Origin of the sequence: Bacteroides sp. ET336, assembly GCF_024733815.1 — a bacterium.
GTDB classification, from domain to species: Bacteria; Bacteroidota; Bacteroidia; order Bacteroidales; family Bacteroidaceae; genus Phocaeicola; species Phocaeicola cellulolyticus.
Genome location: NZ_JANRHK010000014.1, coordinates 36,007 through 51,056, shown reverse-complemented (window position 1 = coordinate 51,056; position 15,050 = coordinate 36,007). Strand labels below are relative to the sequence as shown.

Annotated in this window: 18 protein-coding genes; 6 read left to right on the top strand and 12 right to left on the bottom strand. The window is 39.1% G+C overall.

Annotation, left to right across the window (positions count from 1 at the left end; genetic code table 11):
* The gene (locus NW213_RS12270; protein ID WP_154044623.1) at positions 1-711 is read left to right on the top strand and encodes a response regulator transcription factor; all 711 of its coding nucleotides are present in this window, start codon (positions 1-3) and stop codon (positions 709-711) included.
* Positions 712-781: 70 nt separating this feature from the next.
* On the opposite strand, the gene NW213_RS12265 is transcribed toward NW213_RS12270, so the two are convergent.
* Together NW213_RS12265 and NW213_RS12260 are read right to left on the bottom strand one after the other, a co-directional pair.
* Entirely contained in the window at positions 782-958 is a 177-nt protein-coding gene (locus tag NW213_RS12265) for a hypothetical protein (RefSeq protein ID WP_204390761.1), read from the bottom strand.
* 124 nt (positions 959-1,082) lie between these two features.
* The gene (locus NW213_RS12260) at positions 1,083-1,529 is read right to left on the bottom strand and encodes a MarR family winged helix-turn-helix transcriptional regulator (protein WP_154044622.1); all 447 of its coding nucleotides are present in this window, start codon (positions 1,527-1,529) and stop codon (positions 1,083-1,085) included.
* Between the two features lie 202 nt (positions 1,530-1,731).
* Here NW213_RS12260 and rpsF point away from each other — a divergent pair, with 202 nt between their 5' ends.
* The 3 genes from rpsF to rplI are packed head-to-tail and all read left to right on the top strand — an operon-like array spanning position 1,732 to position 2,812.
* Positions 1,732-2,079: a 30S ribosomal protein S6 gene (gene rpsF / locus NW213_RS12255; protein ID WP_154044621.1), complete on the top strand. Its 348-nt coding sequence runs from the start codon at positions 1,732-1,734 to the stop codon at positions 2,077-2,079.
* 2 nt (positions 2,080-2,081) lie between these two features.
* A complete protein-coding gene (gene rpsR / locus NW213_RS12250; RefSeq protein ID WP_154044620.1) occupies positions 2,082-2,351 on the top strand; it encodes a 30S ribosomal protein S18 in 270 nt (89 codons plus the stop codon).
* 17 nt (positions 2,352-2,368) lie between these two features.
* The gene (gene rplI, locus NW213_RS12245; RefSeq protein ID WP_258322949.1) at positions 2,369-2,812 is read left to right on the top strand and encodes a 50S ribosomal protein L9; all 444 of its coding nucleotides are present in this window, start codon (positions 2,369-2,371) and stop codon (positions 2,810-2,812) included.
* A 189-nt stretch (positions 2,813-3,001) separates the two neighbouring features.
* Here rplI and NW213_RS12240 read toward each other — a convergent pair whose 3' ends face one another.
* A complete protein-coding gene (locus NW213_RS12240; RefSeq protein ID WP_154044618.1) occupies positions 3,002-3,208 on the bottom strand; it encodes a hypothetical protein in 207 nt (68 codons plus the stop codon).
* Between the two features lie 247 nt (positions 3,209-3,455).
* On the opposite strand from NW213_RS12240, the gene mtaB reads away from it, so the two are divergent.
* Both mtaB and NW213_RS12230 read left to right on the top strand, forming a co-directional pair.
* Positions 3,456-4,772: a tRNA (N(6)-L-threonylcarbamoyladenosine(37)-C(2))-methylthiotransferase MtaB gene (gene mtaB, locus NW213_RS12235; RefSeq protein ID WP_258322948.1), complete on the top strand. Its 1,317-nt coding sequence runs from the start codon at positions 3,456-3,458 to the stop codon at positions 4,770-4,772.
* 30 nt (positions 4,773-4,802) lie between these two features.
* Positions 4,803-5,825, top strand: a complete 1,023-nt coding sequence (locus tag NW213_RS12230; RefSeq protein ID WP_258322947.1) for a glycosyltransferase family 2 protein — start codon at positions 4,803-4,805, stop codon at positions 5,823-5,825.
* 16 nt (positions 5,826-5,841) lie between these two features.
* Here the strand turns inward: NW213_RS12230 and miaA are convergent, their stop codons facing one another.
* From miaA to NW213_RS12185, 9 genes are all read right to left on the bottom strand, one after another.
* Entirely contained in the window at positions 5,842-6,747 is a 906-nt protein-coding gene (gene miaA / locus NW213_RS12225) for a tRNA (adenosine(37)-N6)-dimethylallyltransferase MiaA (RefSeq protein ID WP_258322946.1), read from the bottom strand.
* Positions 6,748-6,838: 91 nt separating this feature from the next.
* Positions 6,839-7,390 carry a plasmid pRiA4b ORF-3 family protein gene (locus NW213_RS12220; protein ID WP_154044614.1) on the bottom strand — a complete coding sequence of 184 codons (552 nt, stop codon included), beginning with the start codon at positions 7,388-7,390 and terminating at the stop codon, positions 6,839-6,841.
* A gap of 46 nt (positions 7,391-7,436) precedes the next feature.
* On the bottom strand, positions 7,437-8,204 hold the full coding sequence (lpxA, locus tag NW213_RS12215; protein ID WP_154044613.1) for an acyl-ACP--UDP-N-acetylglucosamine O-acyltransferase: 768 nt from the start codon (positions 8,202-8,204) through the stop codon (positions 7,437-7,439).
* Positions 8,205-8,211: 7 nt separating this feature from the next.
* The gene (locus tag NW213_RS12210; protein ID WP_154044612.1) at positions 8,212-9,597 is read right to left on the bottom strand and encodes a bifunctional UDP-3-O-[3-hydroxymyristoyl] N-acetylglucosamine deacetylase/3-hydroxyacyl-ACP dehydratase; all 1,386 of its coding nucleotides are present in this window, start codon (positions 9,595-9,597) and stop codon (positions 8,212-8,214) included.
* 6 nt (positions 9,598-9,603) lie between these two features.
* Positions 9,604-10,644 (bottom strand): UDP-3-O-(3-hydroxymyristoyl)glucosamine N-acyltransferase, encoded by a 1,041-nt coding sequence (gene lpxD / locus NW213_RS12205; RefSeq protein WP_154044611.1) that lies wholly within the window; start codon positions 10,642-10,644, stop codon positions 9,604-9,606.
* A gap of 382 nt (positions 10,645-11,026) precedes the next feature.
* Positions 11,027-11,851 (bottom strand): orotidine-5'-phosphate decarboxylase, encoded by an 825-nt coding sequence (gene pyrF, locus NW213_RS12200; RefSeq protein WP_154044610.1) that lies wholly within the window; start codon positions 11,849-11,851, stop codon positions 11,027-11,029.
* A 32-nt stretch (positions 11,852-11,883) separates the two neighbouring features.
* A complete protein-coding gene (prfA, locus tag NW213_RS12195) occupies positions 11,884-12,993 on the bottom strand; it encodes a peptide chain release factor 1 (protein WP_258322945.1) in 1,110 nt (369 codons plus the stop codon).
* Positions 12,994-13,016: 23 nt separating this feature from the next.
* Positions 13,017-13,307 (bottom strand): hypothetical protein, encoded by a 291-nt coding sequence (locus tag NW213_RS12190; RefSeq protein ID WP_258322944.1) that lies wholly within the window; start codon positions 13,305-13,307, stop codon positions 13,017-13,019.
* 177 nt (positions 13,308-13,484) lie between these two features.
* Positions 13,485-14,657: an AIR synthase related protein gene (locus tag NW213_RS12185; protein WP_258322943.1), complete on the bottom strand. Its 1,173-nt coding sequence runs from the start codon at positions 14,655-14,657 to the stop codon at positions 13,485-13,487.
* Positions 14,658-15,050: the final 393 nt, after the last annotated feature.

Below are 15,050 nucleotides of genomic sequence, written 5' to 3'. Positions count from 1 at the left end.
ATGGACGAAAGAATGCGTATTTTATTGTGCGAAGATGACGAGAATCTTGGCATGCTTTTGAGAGAATATTTACAGGCTAAAGGTTATGAAGCTGACCTGTTCCTGAATGGTGACGAAGGAGTGAAAGGATATCAGAAAGGAAAATATGATATGATTGTAACAGACGTTATGATGCCTGTTAAAGACGGTTTCTCTATGATTCAGGAAATCAAACAGATCAATTCGGAAGTGCCTGTGATTTTCCTTACTGCAAAAACTATGAAGGAAGACATCCTTGAAGGTTTCAAGATTGGTGCAGACGATTATATCAGCAAGCCGTTTAGTATGGAAGAACTTACACTTCGTATTGAGGCAATCTTGCGTCGTGTCAGAGGTAAGAAGGTTAAGGAAAATACTATGTATAATATTGGTAACTTTACTTTCGATACTCAGAAACAGTTGCTTACTATTGGTGATAAGCAGACTAAACTTACTACTAAGGAGTCTGAACTTCTGTCATTGCTTTGTTCTCATGCAAACGAAATCCTTCAGAGAGATTATGCACTGAAGAACATCTGGATTGACGATAATTATTTCAATGCACGAAGCATGGATGTTTATATCACTAAGTTGCGTAAACACCTTAAAGCGGATCCGTCTATCGAAATTATCAATATCCACGGTAAGGGATATAAATTGATTACTCCTGACGAAGAACAGCAGGAAGCTTAATGATAAATGACAAAATAAAAAGAGGTTACCCGAAAGGATAACCTCTTTTTATTTTGTCTGATTTCGTAAATTAATCAGTAATGCGTTTGTTGATCAGGATATAGCTGATAAGTCCAACGATGATAAGAACAAATGATGTTCCCAAAATAGTGTTGTTGTTCACATTTTCAGTTGCAAAACATGCAATCAGGATAACAGCTCCGATAATAATCAATATTACTCCCAGATTCTTTAATAAGCTTTTCATGTGTGTCTTCTATTTTTATGGTTTATTCGTTTATTGGTTACAAATTAAAGCATAATTCTTTATACGTGAAAATTATTTTACGAAAAAAAATGAAATTCGTATAATATCATGCGTCTCTATATTGTTAATCTTTCGTGTTTGTGAATATTTTGCGAAGTACCTCCTGGCTTACGCTTAACTCTTCAAGAGTCAACCCTTTCAATGCTTCTTTAAGTGTGAGGTTGGCAACAAGCCTGGCCTTGTCCTCAAGCTGTTTTCCATCCTTTGTCAGATGTATCAGATTGGTTCTTCTGTCTTTCTTGTCCGATATGCGTACAACCAGGTGTTGTTTCTCCATATTGTCTATTAGTCGGGTCATGCTTGGTTTGTCTTTAAACGTAGCATTGCAGAGTTCCTGTTGCGTCACTCCGTCTTTTTCCCACAGGAAAATCAGTACCGTCCATTGTTCCGGAGTGATATCCAATCCGTTCATCCTGAAATTCCTAATGAGCTTTCTGTTTATTGCTGCTGATACTTTACCATTAAGAATGGCAAATATTAATTGTATGTCGAAATTAAATTGTTCTATCATATAATTATTGTTTATACAACTATGCAAATATACAACTTATTGTCGTAATACGTATTCTTATTACCCATAATAATCACTTATTCGTATATATTAGTAAATAATTATAGAATAAAAACGCTATAAATGTTTGTATATTAGATAAAAAGTTGTACCTTTGCGCCGCGATTGAAATTTTTATTAATAATTTAATTAACGAATAAGTATGAATCAATACGAAACCGTTTTCATTTTAACTCCCGTTTTATCTGACGCTCAGATGAAGGAAGCGGTAGAGAAGTTCAAGGCAATCCTTACTCAGGAAGGTGCTGAGATCATCAATGAAGAAAACTGGGGATTGAAGAAATTGGCTTATCCAATTCAGAAGAAATCTACAGGTTTCTATCAGTTGATTGAGTTTAAAGCTGAACCAGCTGTAATCGAAAAACTTGAGGTTAACTACCGTCGTGATGAAAGAGTTATCCGTTTCTTGACTTTCAAGATGGACAAGTATGCTGCAGAATACGCTGCAAAGAGAAGAAATGTTAAATCAACTAAAAAGGAGGAAAATTAATCATGGCACAGCAACAATCAGAAATCAGATATTTAACTCCGCCATCAGTAGATGTTAAGAAGAAAAAATACTGCCGTTTCAAAAAGAGTGGTATTAAGTATATCGATTACAAAGATCCTGAATTCTTGAAGAAATTCTTGAATGAACAGGGTAAGATCCTTCCTCGTCGCATTACAGGTACTTCATTGAAGTATCAGCGTCGTATTGCACAGGCTGTGAAGAGAGCTCGTCATTTGGCTTTATTGCCTTACGTAACTGATATGATGAAATAAAAAAAGGAGGAATAAGTATGGAAATTATATTGAAAGAAGACGTATTAAACTTGGGTTACAAGAACGATATTGTAACTGTAAAGTCTGGTTATGGTCGTAACTATCTTATTCCGACTGGCAAAGCAGTTATCGCTTCACCAGCAGCAAAGAAAATGTTGGCAGAAGAGTTGAAACAGCGTGCTCACAAATTGGAAAAGATTAAGAAAGATGCTGAAGCTGTAGCTGAATCATTGAAGGGTGTTTCTTTGACTATCGCTACTAAAGTTAGTGCAACAGGTGCAATCTACGGTTCAGTAGGTAACATTCAGATTGCAGAAGAACTTGCTAAATTGGGTCACAACATCGATCGTAAGATTATCGTTGTTAAAGATACAGTTAAGGAAGTTGGTCACTACAAGGCAGTTGTTAAACTTCACAAGGAAGTTTCTGTAGAAATTCCTTTCGAAGTAGTAGCAGAATAATAAGCTTATTACATAAGTATATAAAAAATCTCTTTCATTCGAAAGGGATTTTTTTTGTTTATAATAGTTGGGTAGTGACATTCCTGTTTTTTATAATTAAAGCATTATAGAAAAGTATGGACACAAAAAAAGCCTGTGGGTTTTGTTATCCTACAGACTTTAACTTTTTACCTAAAATTCTACTGATAATTATTCAGCTTTGTCGCAGCAAGCTTTAGCTGAATCGCAAGCTACTGAATCACATGCAGCTGAATCGCAGCATACTGAGTCACATGCTGGAGTAGCTTCTTCAACTACAGCAGCTTCTGTAGATTCTGCATTTGCATTTTTGTTACCACCACATGATGCGAAAGATACTGCAACGAATGCAACGAATAAAAATACTAACTTTTTCATCTTTTTTGCTTTTAAAATTCTGTAATACTTATGTTGTTATCTTAATTGACGCTGCAAAGATATATAGTTTTTTGATACGTTGTTCACTTTTGGTCCAATATTTTCGCTAAAAAATATGTTATGCAGCCTATTTATTGTTTTTTAACAATATCTGTTTTCCTTTTTTTTACACTTCGCCATTGTTCGTTTTTTTATACTTTATAAATCACGAAATATTGCGTAACTTTGTGCAAAATATTTTTATTGTATGATTGATACTACTGTTTTCAAGGATAAGAAAGCTGTTTATTACACATTAGGTTGTAAACTCAATTTTGCTGAGACTTCATCAATAGGGAAGTCTTTGAAAGAAGCTGGTGTTAGAACTGCCAGAAAAGGTGAAAAGGCAGATATCATTGTCGTAAATACATGTTCCGTAACGGAAGTTGCAGATAAAAAGTGCAGACAGGCTATTCATAAACTGGTAAAATCGCATCCGGGTGCATATGTTATTGTTACAGGATGTTATGCACAGTTGAAACCTGAAACTGTTGCCGATATTAAAGGTGTTGACTTGGTTTTGGGAGCCGAACAAAAAGGAGATCTGATGAAATATCTTGTGACTCTTGACAAGTCTGCTCATGGTGAGGCTATAACTACATCAACAAAAGATATACGTACATTCTCTCCGTCATGTTCGCGTGGTGACAGGACAAGATATTTCCTGAAAGTTCAGGATGGTTGTGATTATTTCTGCTCTTATTGCACTATACCATTTGCCAGAGGAAGAAGTAGAAACGGTAAAATCTCCGATCTTGTGGAACAGGCAAGGGAAGTGGCATCAGAAGGAGGGAAGGAAATAGTACTTACAGGCGTAAATATAGGTGATTTTGGAAAATCAACCGGAGAGACTTTCTTTGATCTTGTAAAAGCGCTTGATGAAGTAGAAGGAATAGAGCGTTATAGAATTTCGTCTATTGAGCCTAATTTGCTTACAGACGAGATAATAGAGTTTGTTTCGAAGTCAAAGAGATTCATGCCTCATTTCCATATTCCGTTGCAATCGGGATGCGATGAAGTTCTGAAGCTTATGCGCAGAAGATATGATACAAATCTTTTTGCTTCAAAAATAAGAAAAATAAAAGAGTTGATGCCGGATGCTTTTATCGGTGTTGATGTTATAGTTGGAACTCGAGGAGAGACTCCGGAGTATTTTGAGTCTGCATATAATTTTATAAGCTCGCTTGACGTTACACAGCTGCATGTGTTCAGTTATTCTGAACGTCCTGGTACGCAGGCTTTGAAAATAGATTATGTAGTTTCTCCTGAAGAAAAGCATGCAAGAAGCCAACGTTTACTTGAGCTATCCGAAACGAAGCTTAAGGAGTTTTATTCGCGTCATATAGGAAAAGAAGCTGTAGTCCTGGCAGAACATTCAAAACCTGGAATGCCGATGCATGGATTTACGGATAATTATATTCGAGTGGAATTACAGCCTGATAGTGTTTTGGACAATCATCTGGTAAAAGTCAGACTAGGTGATTTTAACGCTGACGGTTCGTCGCTGTTGTCTGAAACAATTTAAAAGGTTTCAGGTGAATAAATACATATCTGTATGAAGAAAGTATCTGTTGTTATATTGAATTGGAACGGGGCGGAAATGTTACGTAAATTTCTGCCTTCAGTCATTGAGAATACTAATCCGTTGTTGGCCGATGTATGTGTTGCCGACAACGGCTCTACCGATAATTCAGTAGAAATATTGCAATCTGAATTCCCAACGGTAAGATTGATACGTCTTGATGAAAATTATGGCTTTGCAGAAGGATATAACAAGGTGATGGATTTTGTTGATACGGAGTATGTAGTTCTTCTTAATAGTGATGTAGAGGTAACCGACTGTTGGATTGAACCTATACTGGAGTATATGGATGAAAATCCTGAAGTTGCCGCCTGTCAGCCTAAAATATTAAGCTATCGTAATAAAGAGCTATTCGAGTATGCGGGAGCTTCAGGAGGCTTTATTGATAAATATGGTTATCCGTTTTGCAGAGGAAGAGTCTTTGACACAGTAGAGGCGGATAATGGTCAGTATAACGATATAATTGATATATTCTGGGCTTCAGGTGCTGCAATGTTTGTCAGACGTAATTTGTACAAGTCGGTAGGAGGGCTTGACGGAAAGTTCTTTGCCCATATGGAAGAAATAGATTTGTGCTGGCGTTTCCTCAGTAGGGGATATAGAGTGGTTTGTGTGCCGTCAAGTACTGTCTATCATGTAGGTGGTGCAACACTCAAGAAAGAGAATCCGCGCAAGACTTATCTTAATTTCCGCAACAACCTGCTGATGTTGTATAAAAATCTTCCTTCACATGAGTTGAAAAGTGTAATGCGCGTGCGTTGCGCCCTGGATTATATGGCTGCCTTATTCTTCGTGTTGAAGTGTGATTTTGCTAATGCTAAAGCAGTCATAAAAGCCAGACAAGATTATTTGAAACTCCGTGATGAATTCCAGTCATCGCGCCAGTGCAATCTTAAGGAGGCTACTGTTGGAAAAATAAAATACAGATATAATTTTTCCATTATTTTCAGATGTAAGCTTTCAGGCAAGAAGACTTATACCGAACTTGCACGATAATTATAACGCAGTGTTATTATAATTTTGATTCTATGAATTCCATTATTTCCTCTTCCTTGTCAGGATGGAACCATGTTATATCATTATCTCGTTTAAACCATGTCATCTGCTTTCGGGAGTAAATACGCGAATTCTGTTTTATTTTTTCTATTGCAAATTCAAGTGTACACTTACCTTCAAGGTATTGGATTATTTCTTTGTATCCTACCGTGTTAAGTGAATTTAGGTTTCTGTATTCATACACCGACTTGACTTCATCCACAAGACCTTCTTTAATCATGATGTCAACCCTTTTGTTGATGCGTTCATACAGTTCTTCCCTGTCCCTGCATAATCCGATTTTTATGATATCAAACGGTCTCTGTTTTTTGTTTCCAGTTCTGAATGAAGTATATGTTTTTCCGGTCATATAACATATCTCCAGAGCGTGTATCACCCTTTTGGGATTTTTTAAGTCAACTGTCGAGTAGTATTCAGGATCCAACAGTTTCAGTTCGGCACATAATCTGTCCAGACCTTCTTTTTCATACTTCTCCATCATCATCTGTCTTGTCTCGCTGTCAACAGTAGGTATGTCGTCTATTCCTTTACATATAGCATCTATATACATCATGGAGCCGCCTGTCAGAAGAATGGTGTTGTTGCTCTTGAAGAGCTCTTCCAAAAGGCTGATGACCTCACTCTCATATTGTGCTGCGCTGTAGTAATCCGTCAGTTTCAGTGTACCTACGAAATAGTGTTTCACCCTTTTCAGATATTCTTCCGTCGGGGCGGCAGTACCAATCTTCAAGTCGGAGTATAATTGCCTTGAATCGGCAGAAATAATAGGCGAGCCATATTTCTCCGCTATTTTTATACTAAGGTCAGTTTTTCCTACGCCGGTTGGTCCTATAAGTACTATGAGAGTTTTTTTGTTGTCCATCAGATATATAAATTAAGAAAGCGAAGAATGCGGAATATCAACCATTAGTTGAAGCCGTATTCTTCGCTTTTATTCAGTATCGGTATTATAATTAATATTTGTCTTCTTCGTATGGGTTACCTTCACTCATACCGAAACCTTCCATGTCGAAATCTTCCATGTCATAGTCTTCGTCTCCATAGAAGTTTTCTCCCAAGTCAAGCGACTGGCTTGTGTTTAGCTGTTCGTCGAAGTCTATTGTCTGTTGTGGAGCTTCACCTTCCTTGCGTGAGCATATGGCATGTTCAAGATCCTGTCCTGTTATTATTTCAGAAAGTTCGATGAAGAAGATTCTTTCAGCCAGCGGATCGAAAACGTAAATCAGCTTTTGCTTTTCGTCTTCCAGCAGTTCGCTCAGCGGAGTATCTTTCATTATGTAAATGTCCTCGTCAGAACTGCTAGTGCCCATATCTTCAAGGGTGATTTCTGTTTCTTTCTCCCAGTCGTCATCACATATAAAGAAAGAAGTCATCTGGTCATCTTTATAACCTGTACACTTTAGTATAGCTTCATGCAAGTCGTAGAATGAAGCGTCTGAATCGATTTTTATTTCTCTCAAGAAATTATCGACTTCGTCTGATATGAGTCTGAATTTGTAAACCATCTTTGTTTAGTTTTAAATCTTTGTTTTGTAAATATACAAAAAATGATTATCTTATTATACCTCTTTGTGAATTTTCTATGAAGGAGATTATATATTCTATCTCCGGACTCATAGGAACATCTTGTTTCACTTGTTCAAGAGCTTCTGCAGTATTCTTTCCGCTATTGTATATTATGCGGTATGCATTATGTATATTTTCTATCAGTTCGTTTGAGAAACCGCGTCTTCTCAGTCCGACGATGTTGATTCCGCAGTATGCGATAGGGTCTCTTCCGGCTATAATGAAAGGTGGTATATCCTTGCTGAAGCGGCTTCCTCCCTGAATCATTCCATAACCGCCCACTCTACAGAATTGATGCATGAGCACGCTCGCACTTATTATTGAATAATCGTCGATTATTATTTCTCCTGCGAATTTTGTAGAGTTTCCGATAATACATCCGTTTCCGATTATAGCGTCGTGTGCAACGTGAACACCTTCCATAAGCAGGTTATTGCTTCCTACTATTGTTTTTCCCTTTGCTGCAGTACCTCTGTTGATGGTAACATTTTCCCTTATGGTATTGTTGTCACCTATCTCGGCTGTAGTTTCCTCTCCCTTGAACTTCAAGTCCTGAGGGATTGCTCCAATAACTGCTCCGGGGAATATTCTGTTGTTATTGCCAATGCGTGAGCCGTAAAGGATGTTTGCATTTGGCATTATGGTGTTGTTGTCACCTATAATCACGTTTTTGTCGATATACACAAATGGTCCGATTTCTACGTTCTGTCCTATTTGTGCTTCCGGATGTATGTATGCTAATGGACTTATCATATTCACTTTATTTGTTTTTTACAATTTGAGCCATGAATTCTGCTTCACAGACAATCTTTTCTCCTACGAATACATATCCTTTCATTGTAGAAACCCCTCTTCTGATAGGAGCCATAAGTTCTACTCTGAATATAAGAGTGTCGCCCGGCACTACCTTCTGACGGAATTTCACATTGTCAATCTTCATGAAATATGTAGAATATTTTTCAGGATCATCTACTGAGTTAAGAACCAGAAGTCCTCCCACCTGTGCCATAGCTTCTATCTGCAGAACTCCCGGCATTACCGGTTCCTGTGGAAAGTGTCCCTGGAAGAACGGTTCGTTTGATGTAACGTTCTTTACACCAACGATATAGTTTGCTCCCATTGCTATAACCTTGTCAACCAATTGGAACGGATATCTGTGTGGCAATAACTCGCGTATGCGGTTAACGTCCATCAACGGTTCTTCATTACAGTTGTATATAGGAGCCTGTATTTCATGCATACGTATTTCCTTGCGCAACTGTCTTGCAAACTTGTTGTTGATGGTATGTCCCGGTCTTGTGGCGATGATACGTCCCTTTATAGGTTTGCCTATCAATGCAAGGTCGCCTATTATGTCAAGAAGCTTGTGTCTTGCAGGTTCGTTAGGCCATACCAAAGGTATATGGTTGATGTAACCCAAATGGCTTGCATCCATATGAGGAACTTTCATTACATCGGCCAGCTTGTCGAAGTTTTCCTGTGTCATCTGCTTTTCGTATATTACGATTGCATTGTCCAGGTCGCCTCCCTTAATGAGCCCTGCATTAAGCAGAGGTTCGATTTCGCGGACGAAAACAAATGTACGTGCAGATGCTATTTCTGTAGGGAAGTCTGCCATATTTTCAAGTGTGGCAAACTGGTTTGTCAGAATGTGCGAATCGTATGATATAAGCGTATTGATGCTGAATCTGTCGTCAGGCAATACAGTGATACATGAGCCAGTAGCTTCGTCGCGGAATTCTATTTTTGATTTTATTATATAGTAGTCCTTTGGAGCAGACTGTTCTTCTATGCCTACCCTTTCTATGCATTCCACATATGCTTTTGCGCTACCGTCAAGTATAGGGAATTCAGGTCCATCTACTTGTATCAGACAGTTGTCAATTCCAGCAGCATACAAGGCTGCCAATGCGTGTTCTACTGTGCTTACTTTTACATTGTTTTTTGATAACACTGTACCGCGAGTAGTGTCTATCACGTTTTCGGCCACAGCGTCTATGATAGGTTGATCGTCAAGATCAATACGTTGGATTTTATACCCGTGATGTTCCGGAGCCGGATTAAATGTCACTGTCAGTTTAACTCCAGTGTGAAGTCCTTTTCCGTTCAGTGAAAAGCTACCTTTTAAAGTCTGTTGTTTCAACATGGGCTATTATTTGTTTATTTGTTTTTTCAATTCTTCTAAATCTTTCTGCAGCTTGCCTATTTCTGCATACATGTCCGGCAGTTTCTTATAAATGATAGCCGAACGGGCAAACTGTTTGTGGTCTATGGCAGGATAACCCATAATAGCTATATCCGATTTGGTGTTTCCTGGTATTCCGGACTGTGCTCCTACAGTGACTTTGTTTCCTACTTTTATATGACCTGCCACTCCGACCTGTCCGCCGAACATACACCATTCGCCTATTTTTGCAGAACCGGCAATACCTACCTGCGATGCCATTACTGTATTGCTGCCAACCTCTACGTTATGGGCAATTTGAACCATGTTGTCAAGTTTGACACCTTTGTGAATTATAGTTGCTCCCATTGTAGCACGGTCTATACATGTATTGGCGCCAATTTCAACATCATCTTCCAATATAACAATACCAATCTGTGGAATTTTTTCATATCCTTCAGGTGACGGTGCGAATCCAAAACCGTCAGCACCGATTACAGCTCCTGCATGCAGAATGCAATTGTTACCTATGCGGCAATCGTGATAGATTGTGACGTGCGGATAGAGAATGCAGTTGTTACCTATTTTTGCATTGCTACCAACAGTTACGTGTGGATGAATATAGACATTGTTTCCAATAACAGCTCCTTCTTCTATGCATGCAAAAGGACCTACATAACAGCCGTCTCCAATCTTTGCCTTATCCGAAATAAAGGCTAGCGGGTCAATCCCGGTCTTCTTTGGCTGGCTCATTTCATATAATGTCATAAGTCTGGCCAAACTTTCATACGCGTTGTCAACTTTTATGAGTGTTGCTTTCACTTCATGTTCAGGTATGAAGTCTTTGTTCACCAGAACTATTGATGACTGCGTTTCGTATATGAAATTTGTATATTTGGGATTTGCCAGAAACGATAATGCCCCCGGTACACCTTCTTCTATTTTCGCAAAAGTGTGTACTGTCGCATTTTCGTCGCCTACGATAATTCCTTGGATAAATTCTGCAATTTGTTTAGCTGAGAACTCCATAATTATTACCTTTTGTTCCTTTTGTTTTGTTTAATTGTTTTTTCTACCCTTAATAAACGTAAAGTAAGTTCAATTACTTATTTATGCAAATTACGTGTTTTTTTTTTATATATCAGAGAAAAAAGCAAAATATTTGCATCTTTACTCATATAAATAGGGCGATTTCAACAAAAAAACAGTTATATCAGCCTTTTGAGAGGATGATATAACTGTTTTATCTGCTGGATTTATCCGGAATATATGATAATATTGTTTAGCATTCCCATGACATTATTATGAAAAATACAAGTCATTTCGGATAGTAATCCAAGCAAAGTATCAAAATATATATTTCAGCTAAATTTAAGAAAGTTTAATCTGAAACTATTGCTTTTAAAATCAATTAAAGGATTGCTTTTAGTTGTTCAGACATCTGTTGTTGTACTTTCTGTGCCTCTTCGCCTGCCACTTTTGCAAAGTTTTCAGTCTTGTCGGCATAGATGATTGCGCGGCTTGAATTTACAATAAGTCCGCATTCCTTAGTCATACCGTACTTGCAAACCTCTTCCAGCGAACCGCCCTGTGCTCCGATGCCAGGAACCAGAAGGAAGTGGTTAGGAACGATCTTACGGATATCTTCGAACATGCGTCCCTGAGTAGCGCCTACCACGTACATCATGTTTTCGTCGTTAGCCCATTCCTGGCTCTTGCGCAATACCTTTTCGAATAGACGTTCGCCTTCTGTGTCAGTAGTGAGCTGGAAGTCGTGTGAACCCTTGTTTGATGTAAGAGCAAGAAGGATAACCCATTTACCTTCGTAAGTAAGGAACGGAGTAACACTGTCTTCGCCCATATATGGAGCTACCGTTACAGAGTCGATGTTCAGTTCTTCGAAGAATGTACGTGCATACATAGCCGAAGTATTACCGATGTCACCACGTTTTGCGTCTGCTATGATGAACTGGTCAGGATAGTTTGTCTTGATGTATTCTACTGTCTTTTCGAATGCTATCCATCCCTTAACACCCATACTTTCATAGAAAGCCAGGTTTGGTTTGTAAGCGATACAGTAAGGTGCTGTTGCGTCAATTATAGCCTTGTTGAAGGCGAATATAGGATCTTCTTCTTTCAGAAGGTGTTCAGGAATTTTCTTGATGTCAGTGTCAAGTCCCACGCAGAGGAATGACTGTTTCTTCTTGATGTTTTCGAATAACTGTTGTTTGTTCATATCACGTAAGTTTTTGAGTGTTTTTTCTTTTTTTAAAGTTCGCTTTCCTTCAGTCTTTCAGCATTTTCAGCCACAATCAGATGGTCTATACAGTCCTGAATATCCCCGTCCATGAATGCGCCGAGGTTATAGATTGTATAGTTTATGCGGTGGTCTGTAATACGTCCCTGAGGATAGTTGTAAGTACGGATTTTAGCAGAACGGTCTCCGGTGCTGACCATAGTCTTACGTTTCGAAGCTATATCGTCGATGTACTTCTGATGCTCCTTATCGTATATAAATGTACGCAGGCGCGAGAGCGCACGTTCCTTGTTCTTTGGCTGGTCGCGTGTTTCGGTACATTCAATAAGGATTTCTTCTACAACTCCGGTGTTAGGATTCTTCCAGTTATAGCGCAGACGAACTCCGGATTCCACCTTGTTTACGTTCTGTCCTCCGGCACCGCCGCTTCGGAATGTATCCCATTTTATTTCGCCTTCATTGATTTCCACATCGAAAGGTTCAGCTTCAGGCAGTACGGCTACCGATGCGGCCGATGTGTGTACACGTCCCTGAGTCTCAGTGGCAGGAACTCGCTGCACGCGGTGTACTCCCGATTCGTATTTCAGAGTTCCGTAAACCTTTTCTCCGGTTACTGAGCAGATTATTTCCTTGAAACCGCCCGCTGCACCTTCGTTAGCGCTTGATACCTCAAGTCGCCAGCCCTTGGTTTCGCAGTATTTCGAATACATACGGAACAGGTCGCCTGCAAAGATGGCAGCTTCGTCTCCACCCGTACCGCCACGGATTTCAAGAATCGCATTGCGGTCGTCCTGAGGGTCGGCAGGAACAAGCAGAAGCTTGATTTCCTCTTCCAGTTCCGGAATGCGTGCCTCGCAGGCAGCAGCCTCTTCGCGGGCCATTTCCTTCATTTCAGGGTCGCTTTCGTTCATCATCATTTTTGCTTCTTCCAGACCGTTGATACACTGCAAGTATTCCTTGCGTGCATTCATGATGTCGCCCAGCTCCTTATATTCCTTTGTAAGTTTTACATATCTTTTTTGGTCTGCTATCACGTTCGGGTCAGTAATCAGTGTGGATACTTCCTCAAAACGTGATACCAGTCCTTCAAGTTTCTCTAATATGGTGTTATTTTCCGCCATTTAAATCTTTTTGTTTTGTTTTTTTACCACAATCTGCCTTCGAACAGTAATGTTATAGGTATAGCCAATATTAGTAACGAAATTATGAGTAGTATAAAACTTTTCCAGCTATTGAATATAGGCTCCTTGCTATTACCAACAAAATATTTTGAAAATATAGCTCCCGAAAATCCAGCCGCCATATAGCCTAATGTCTTGATGTAGTAGATGTTTTGATAATCTCCTAATCCGATAATAGCTATACTTGCCACAAAAAGTAGTGCTAAAACAGCAGGTTTCAATGACTGTGTATTGTTCTTTTTATTATTGTCCATAAGCATTATATACCATAAAAACATTGTTGCTGTAATTTTTTCCAAAAGCGACAGCAATTATATATAAATCTACATTGATCCTATCATAAACTTTTTTCATTTGAAGGAGTATTATTAATGTCTTTTTGTTATTGGAATAAATTCAAATGTGACTATAGGAATTGTGGCTTTACTATGTTAGTATTTGAATTCTCCGAATTCGCTCTTGATAATCAACTCCTTAGAGCCGTTGCTTTCTTCTATGCGACCAACAATCTGTGCGTCGATGTTGAACGATTTGCTGATTTCGATAACCTGTTCAGCGTGTTCAGGAGAAAGATATACTTCAAGACGGTGTCCCATGTTGAATACTTTGTACATTTCGTCCCAGTCAGTACCGCTCTGTTCCTTGATAGTACGGAACAATGGAGGAACAGGGAAGAGATTATCCTTAACCACGCGGCAGTTGTCGCCTACGAAGTGCAGAACTTTAGTCTGTGCACCACCCGAGCAGTGAACCATACCGTGGATTTCAGGACGGAGAGCATCAAGCAGTTTCTTTACTACAGGAGCATATGTACGGGTAGGAGAGAGAACCAGCTTACCTGCGTCAAGTGGAGAACCTTCCACAGCGTCAGTCAGTTTCAGATTACCGCTGTAAACCAGGTCTTCAGGTACAGCCTTGTCGTAGCTTTCAGGATATTTCTCTGCAAGATATTTTGAGAATACGTCGTGACGCGCACTTGTCAGACCGTTGCTACCCATACCGCCGTTGTATTCCTTTTCGTAAGTAGCCTGTCCGTAAGATGCAAGACCTACGATAACGTCGCCCGGACGGATGTTTGCATTGTCAATCACGTCTGAACGCTTCATACGGCAAGTCACAGTACTGTCCACGATGATAGTACGGACCAGGTCGCCAACGTCGGCAGTCTCGCCACCTGTAGCGTAAACGCCTACACCCATTTCGCGGAGTTCGGCAAGCAGTTCGTCAGTACCGTTGATGATAGCCGAGATAACTTCTCCCGGAACGAGCAGTTTGTTACGTCCGATAGTAGAAGAAACGAGTATGTTGTCAACAGCTCCTACGCAGAGCAAGTCATCGATGTTCATGATAAGAGCATCCTGTGCGATACCTTTCCATACAGACAGGTCGCCTGTCTCTTTCCAGTACAGATATGCCAGTGATGATTTGGTTCCCGCACCGTCCGCGTGCATGATGTTGCAGTATTCAGGGTCTCCGCCAAGAATATCAGGAATTATTTTACAGAAAGCCTTAGGGAAAATACCTTTGTCAATGTTTTTGATAGCGTTATGCACATCTTCCTTAGATGCCGATACGCCGCGCTGCATGTATCTTTGATTACTCATGAGTGATGATATATTATAAATTATAATTTTCTAAATCGATTCGATGTGCAAAAATACTCAAAATCTGATATATATCAAAGTTGGCAGGTGGTAAATAATGGCTCGAAGTATTAGTTTTTAGAACTCCTTTTCAAGTGTATAGCACGTAAAAAGGTAGAGATATTGTTTTATCTGTTCTGACAAAATGAAATCGTTTTAATGGTATTTGGTTGCATAATGTAATTATAAAGTCCTGTTCTGTCATTTATGACCTTTAATATTTTATTCGGAAAAATCTGTAATGTTAATGGTTCTTTCCTTTATGATTGATAATAATGTATGTATAATATTATGAATGGTTAAGAATGTTAATTTAAACGCCTCGGCGTTTTATGTAAAATGTCTTGTTATTGT

Excerpts from the sequence above, each read along its gene's own strand:
- NW213_RS12210 (WP_154044612.1), bottom strand. The coding sequence starts at position 9,597 with ATGTTGAAACAACAGACTTTAAAAGGTAGCTTTTCACTGAACGGAAAA.
- NW213_RS12185 (WP_258322943.1), bottom strand. The coding sequence starts at position 14,657 with ATGAGTAATCAAAGATACATGCAGCGCGGCGTATCGGCATCTAAGGAA.
- NW213_RS12220 (WP_154044614.1), bottom strand. The coding sequence starts at position 7,390 with ATGGTTTACAAATTCAGACTCATATCAGACGAAGTCGATAATTTCTTG.
- NW213_RS12270 (WP_154044623.1), top strand. The coding sequence starts at position 1 with ATGGACGAAAGAATGCGTATTTTATTGTGCGAAGATGACGAGAATCTT.
- lpxD (WP_154044611.1), bottom strand. The coding sequence starts at position 10,644 with ATGGAGTTCTCAGCTAAACAAATTGCAGAATTTATCCAAGGAATTATC.
- rpsF (WP_154044621.1), top strand. The coding sequence starts at position 1,732 with ATGAATCAATACGAAACCGTTTTCATTTTAACTCCCGTTTTATCTGAC.
- rplI (WP_258322949.1), top strand. The coding sequence starts at position 2,369 with ATGGAAATTATATTGAAAGAAGACGTATTAAACTTGGGTTACAAGAAC.
- mtaB (WP_258322948.1), top strand. The coding sequence starts at position 3,456 with ATGATTGATACTACTGTTTTCAAGGATAAGAAAGCTGTTTATTACACA.
- miaA (WP_258322946.1), bottom strand. The coding sequence starts at position 6,747 with ATGGACAACAAAAAAACTCTCATAGTACTTATAGGACCAACCGGCGTA.
- NW213_RS12230 (WP_258322947.1), top strand. The coding sequence starts at position 4,803 with ATGAAGAAAGTATCTGTTGTTATATTGAATTGGAACGGGGCGGAAATG.
- NW213_RS12190 (WP_258322944.1), bottom strand. The coding sequence starts at position 13,307 with ATGGACAATAATAAAAAGAACAATACACAGTCATTGAAACCTGCTGTT.
- NW213_RS12240 (WP_154044618.1), bottom strand. The coding sequence starts at position 3,208 with ATGAAAAAGTTAGTATTTTTATTCGTTGCATTCGTTGCAGTATCTTTC.
- pyrF (WP_154044610.1), bottom strand. The coding sequence starts at position 11,851 with ATGAACAAACAACAGTTATTCGAAAACATCAAGAAGAAACAGTCATTC.
- NW213_RS12265 (WP_204390761.1), bottom strand. The coding sequence starts at position 958 with ATGAAAAGCTTATTAAAGAATCTGGGAGTAATATTGATTATTATCGGA.
- rpsR (WP_154044620.1), top strand. The coding sequence starts at position 2,082 with ATGGCACAGCAACAATCAGAAATCAGATATTTAACTCCGCCATCAGTA.
- NW213_RS12260 (WP_154044622.1), bottom strand. The coding sequence starts at position 1,529 with ATGATAGAACAATTTAATTTCGACATACAATTAATATTTGCCATTCTT.
- prfA (WP_258322945.1), bottom strand. The coding sequence starts at position 12,993 with ATGGCGGAAAATAACACCATATTAGAGAAACTTGAAGGACTGGTATCA.
- lpxA (WP_154044613.1), bottom strand. The coding sequence starts at position 8,204 with ATGATAAGTCCATTAGCATACATACATCCGGAAGCACAAATAGGACAG.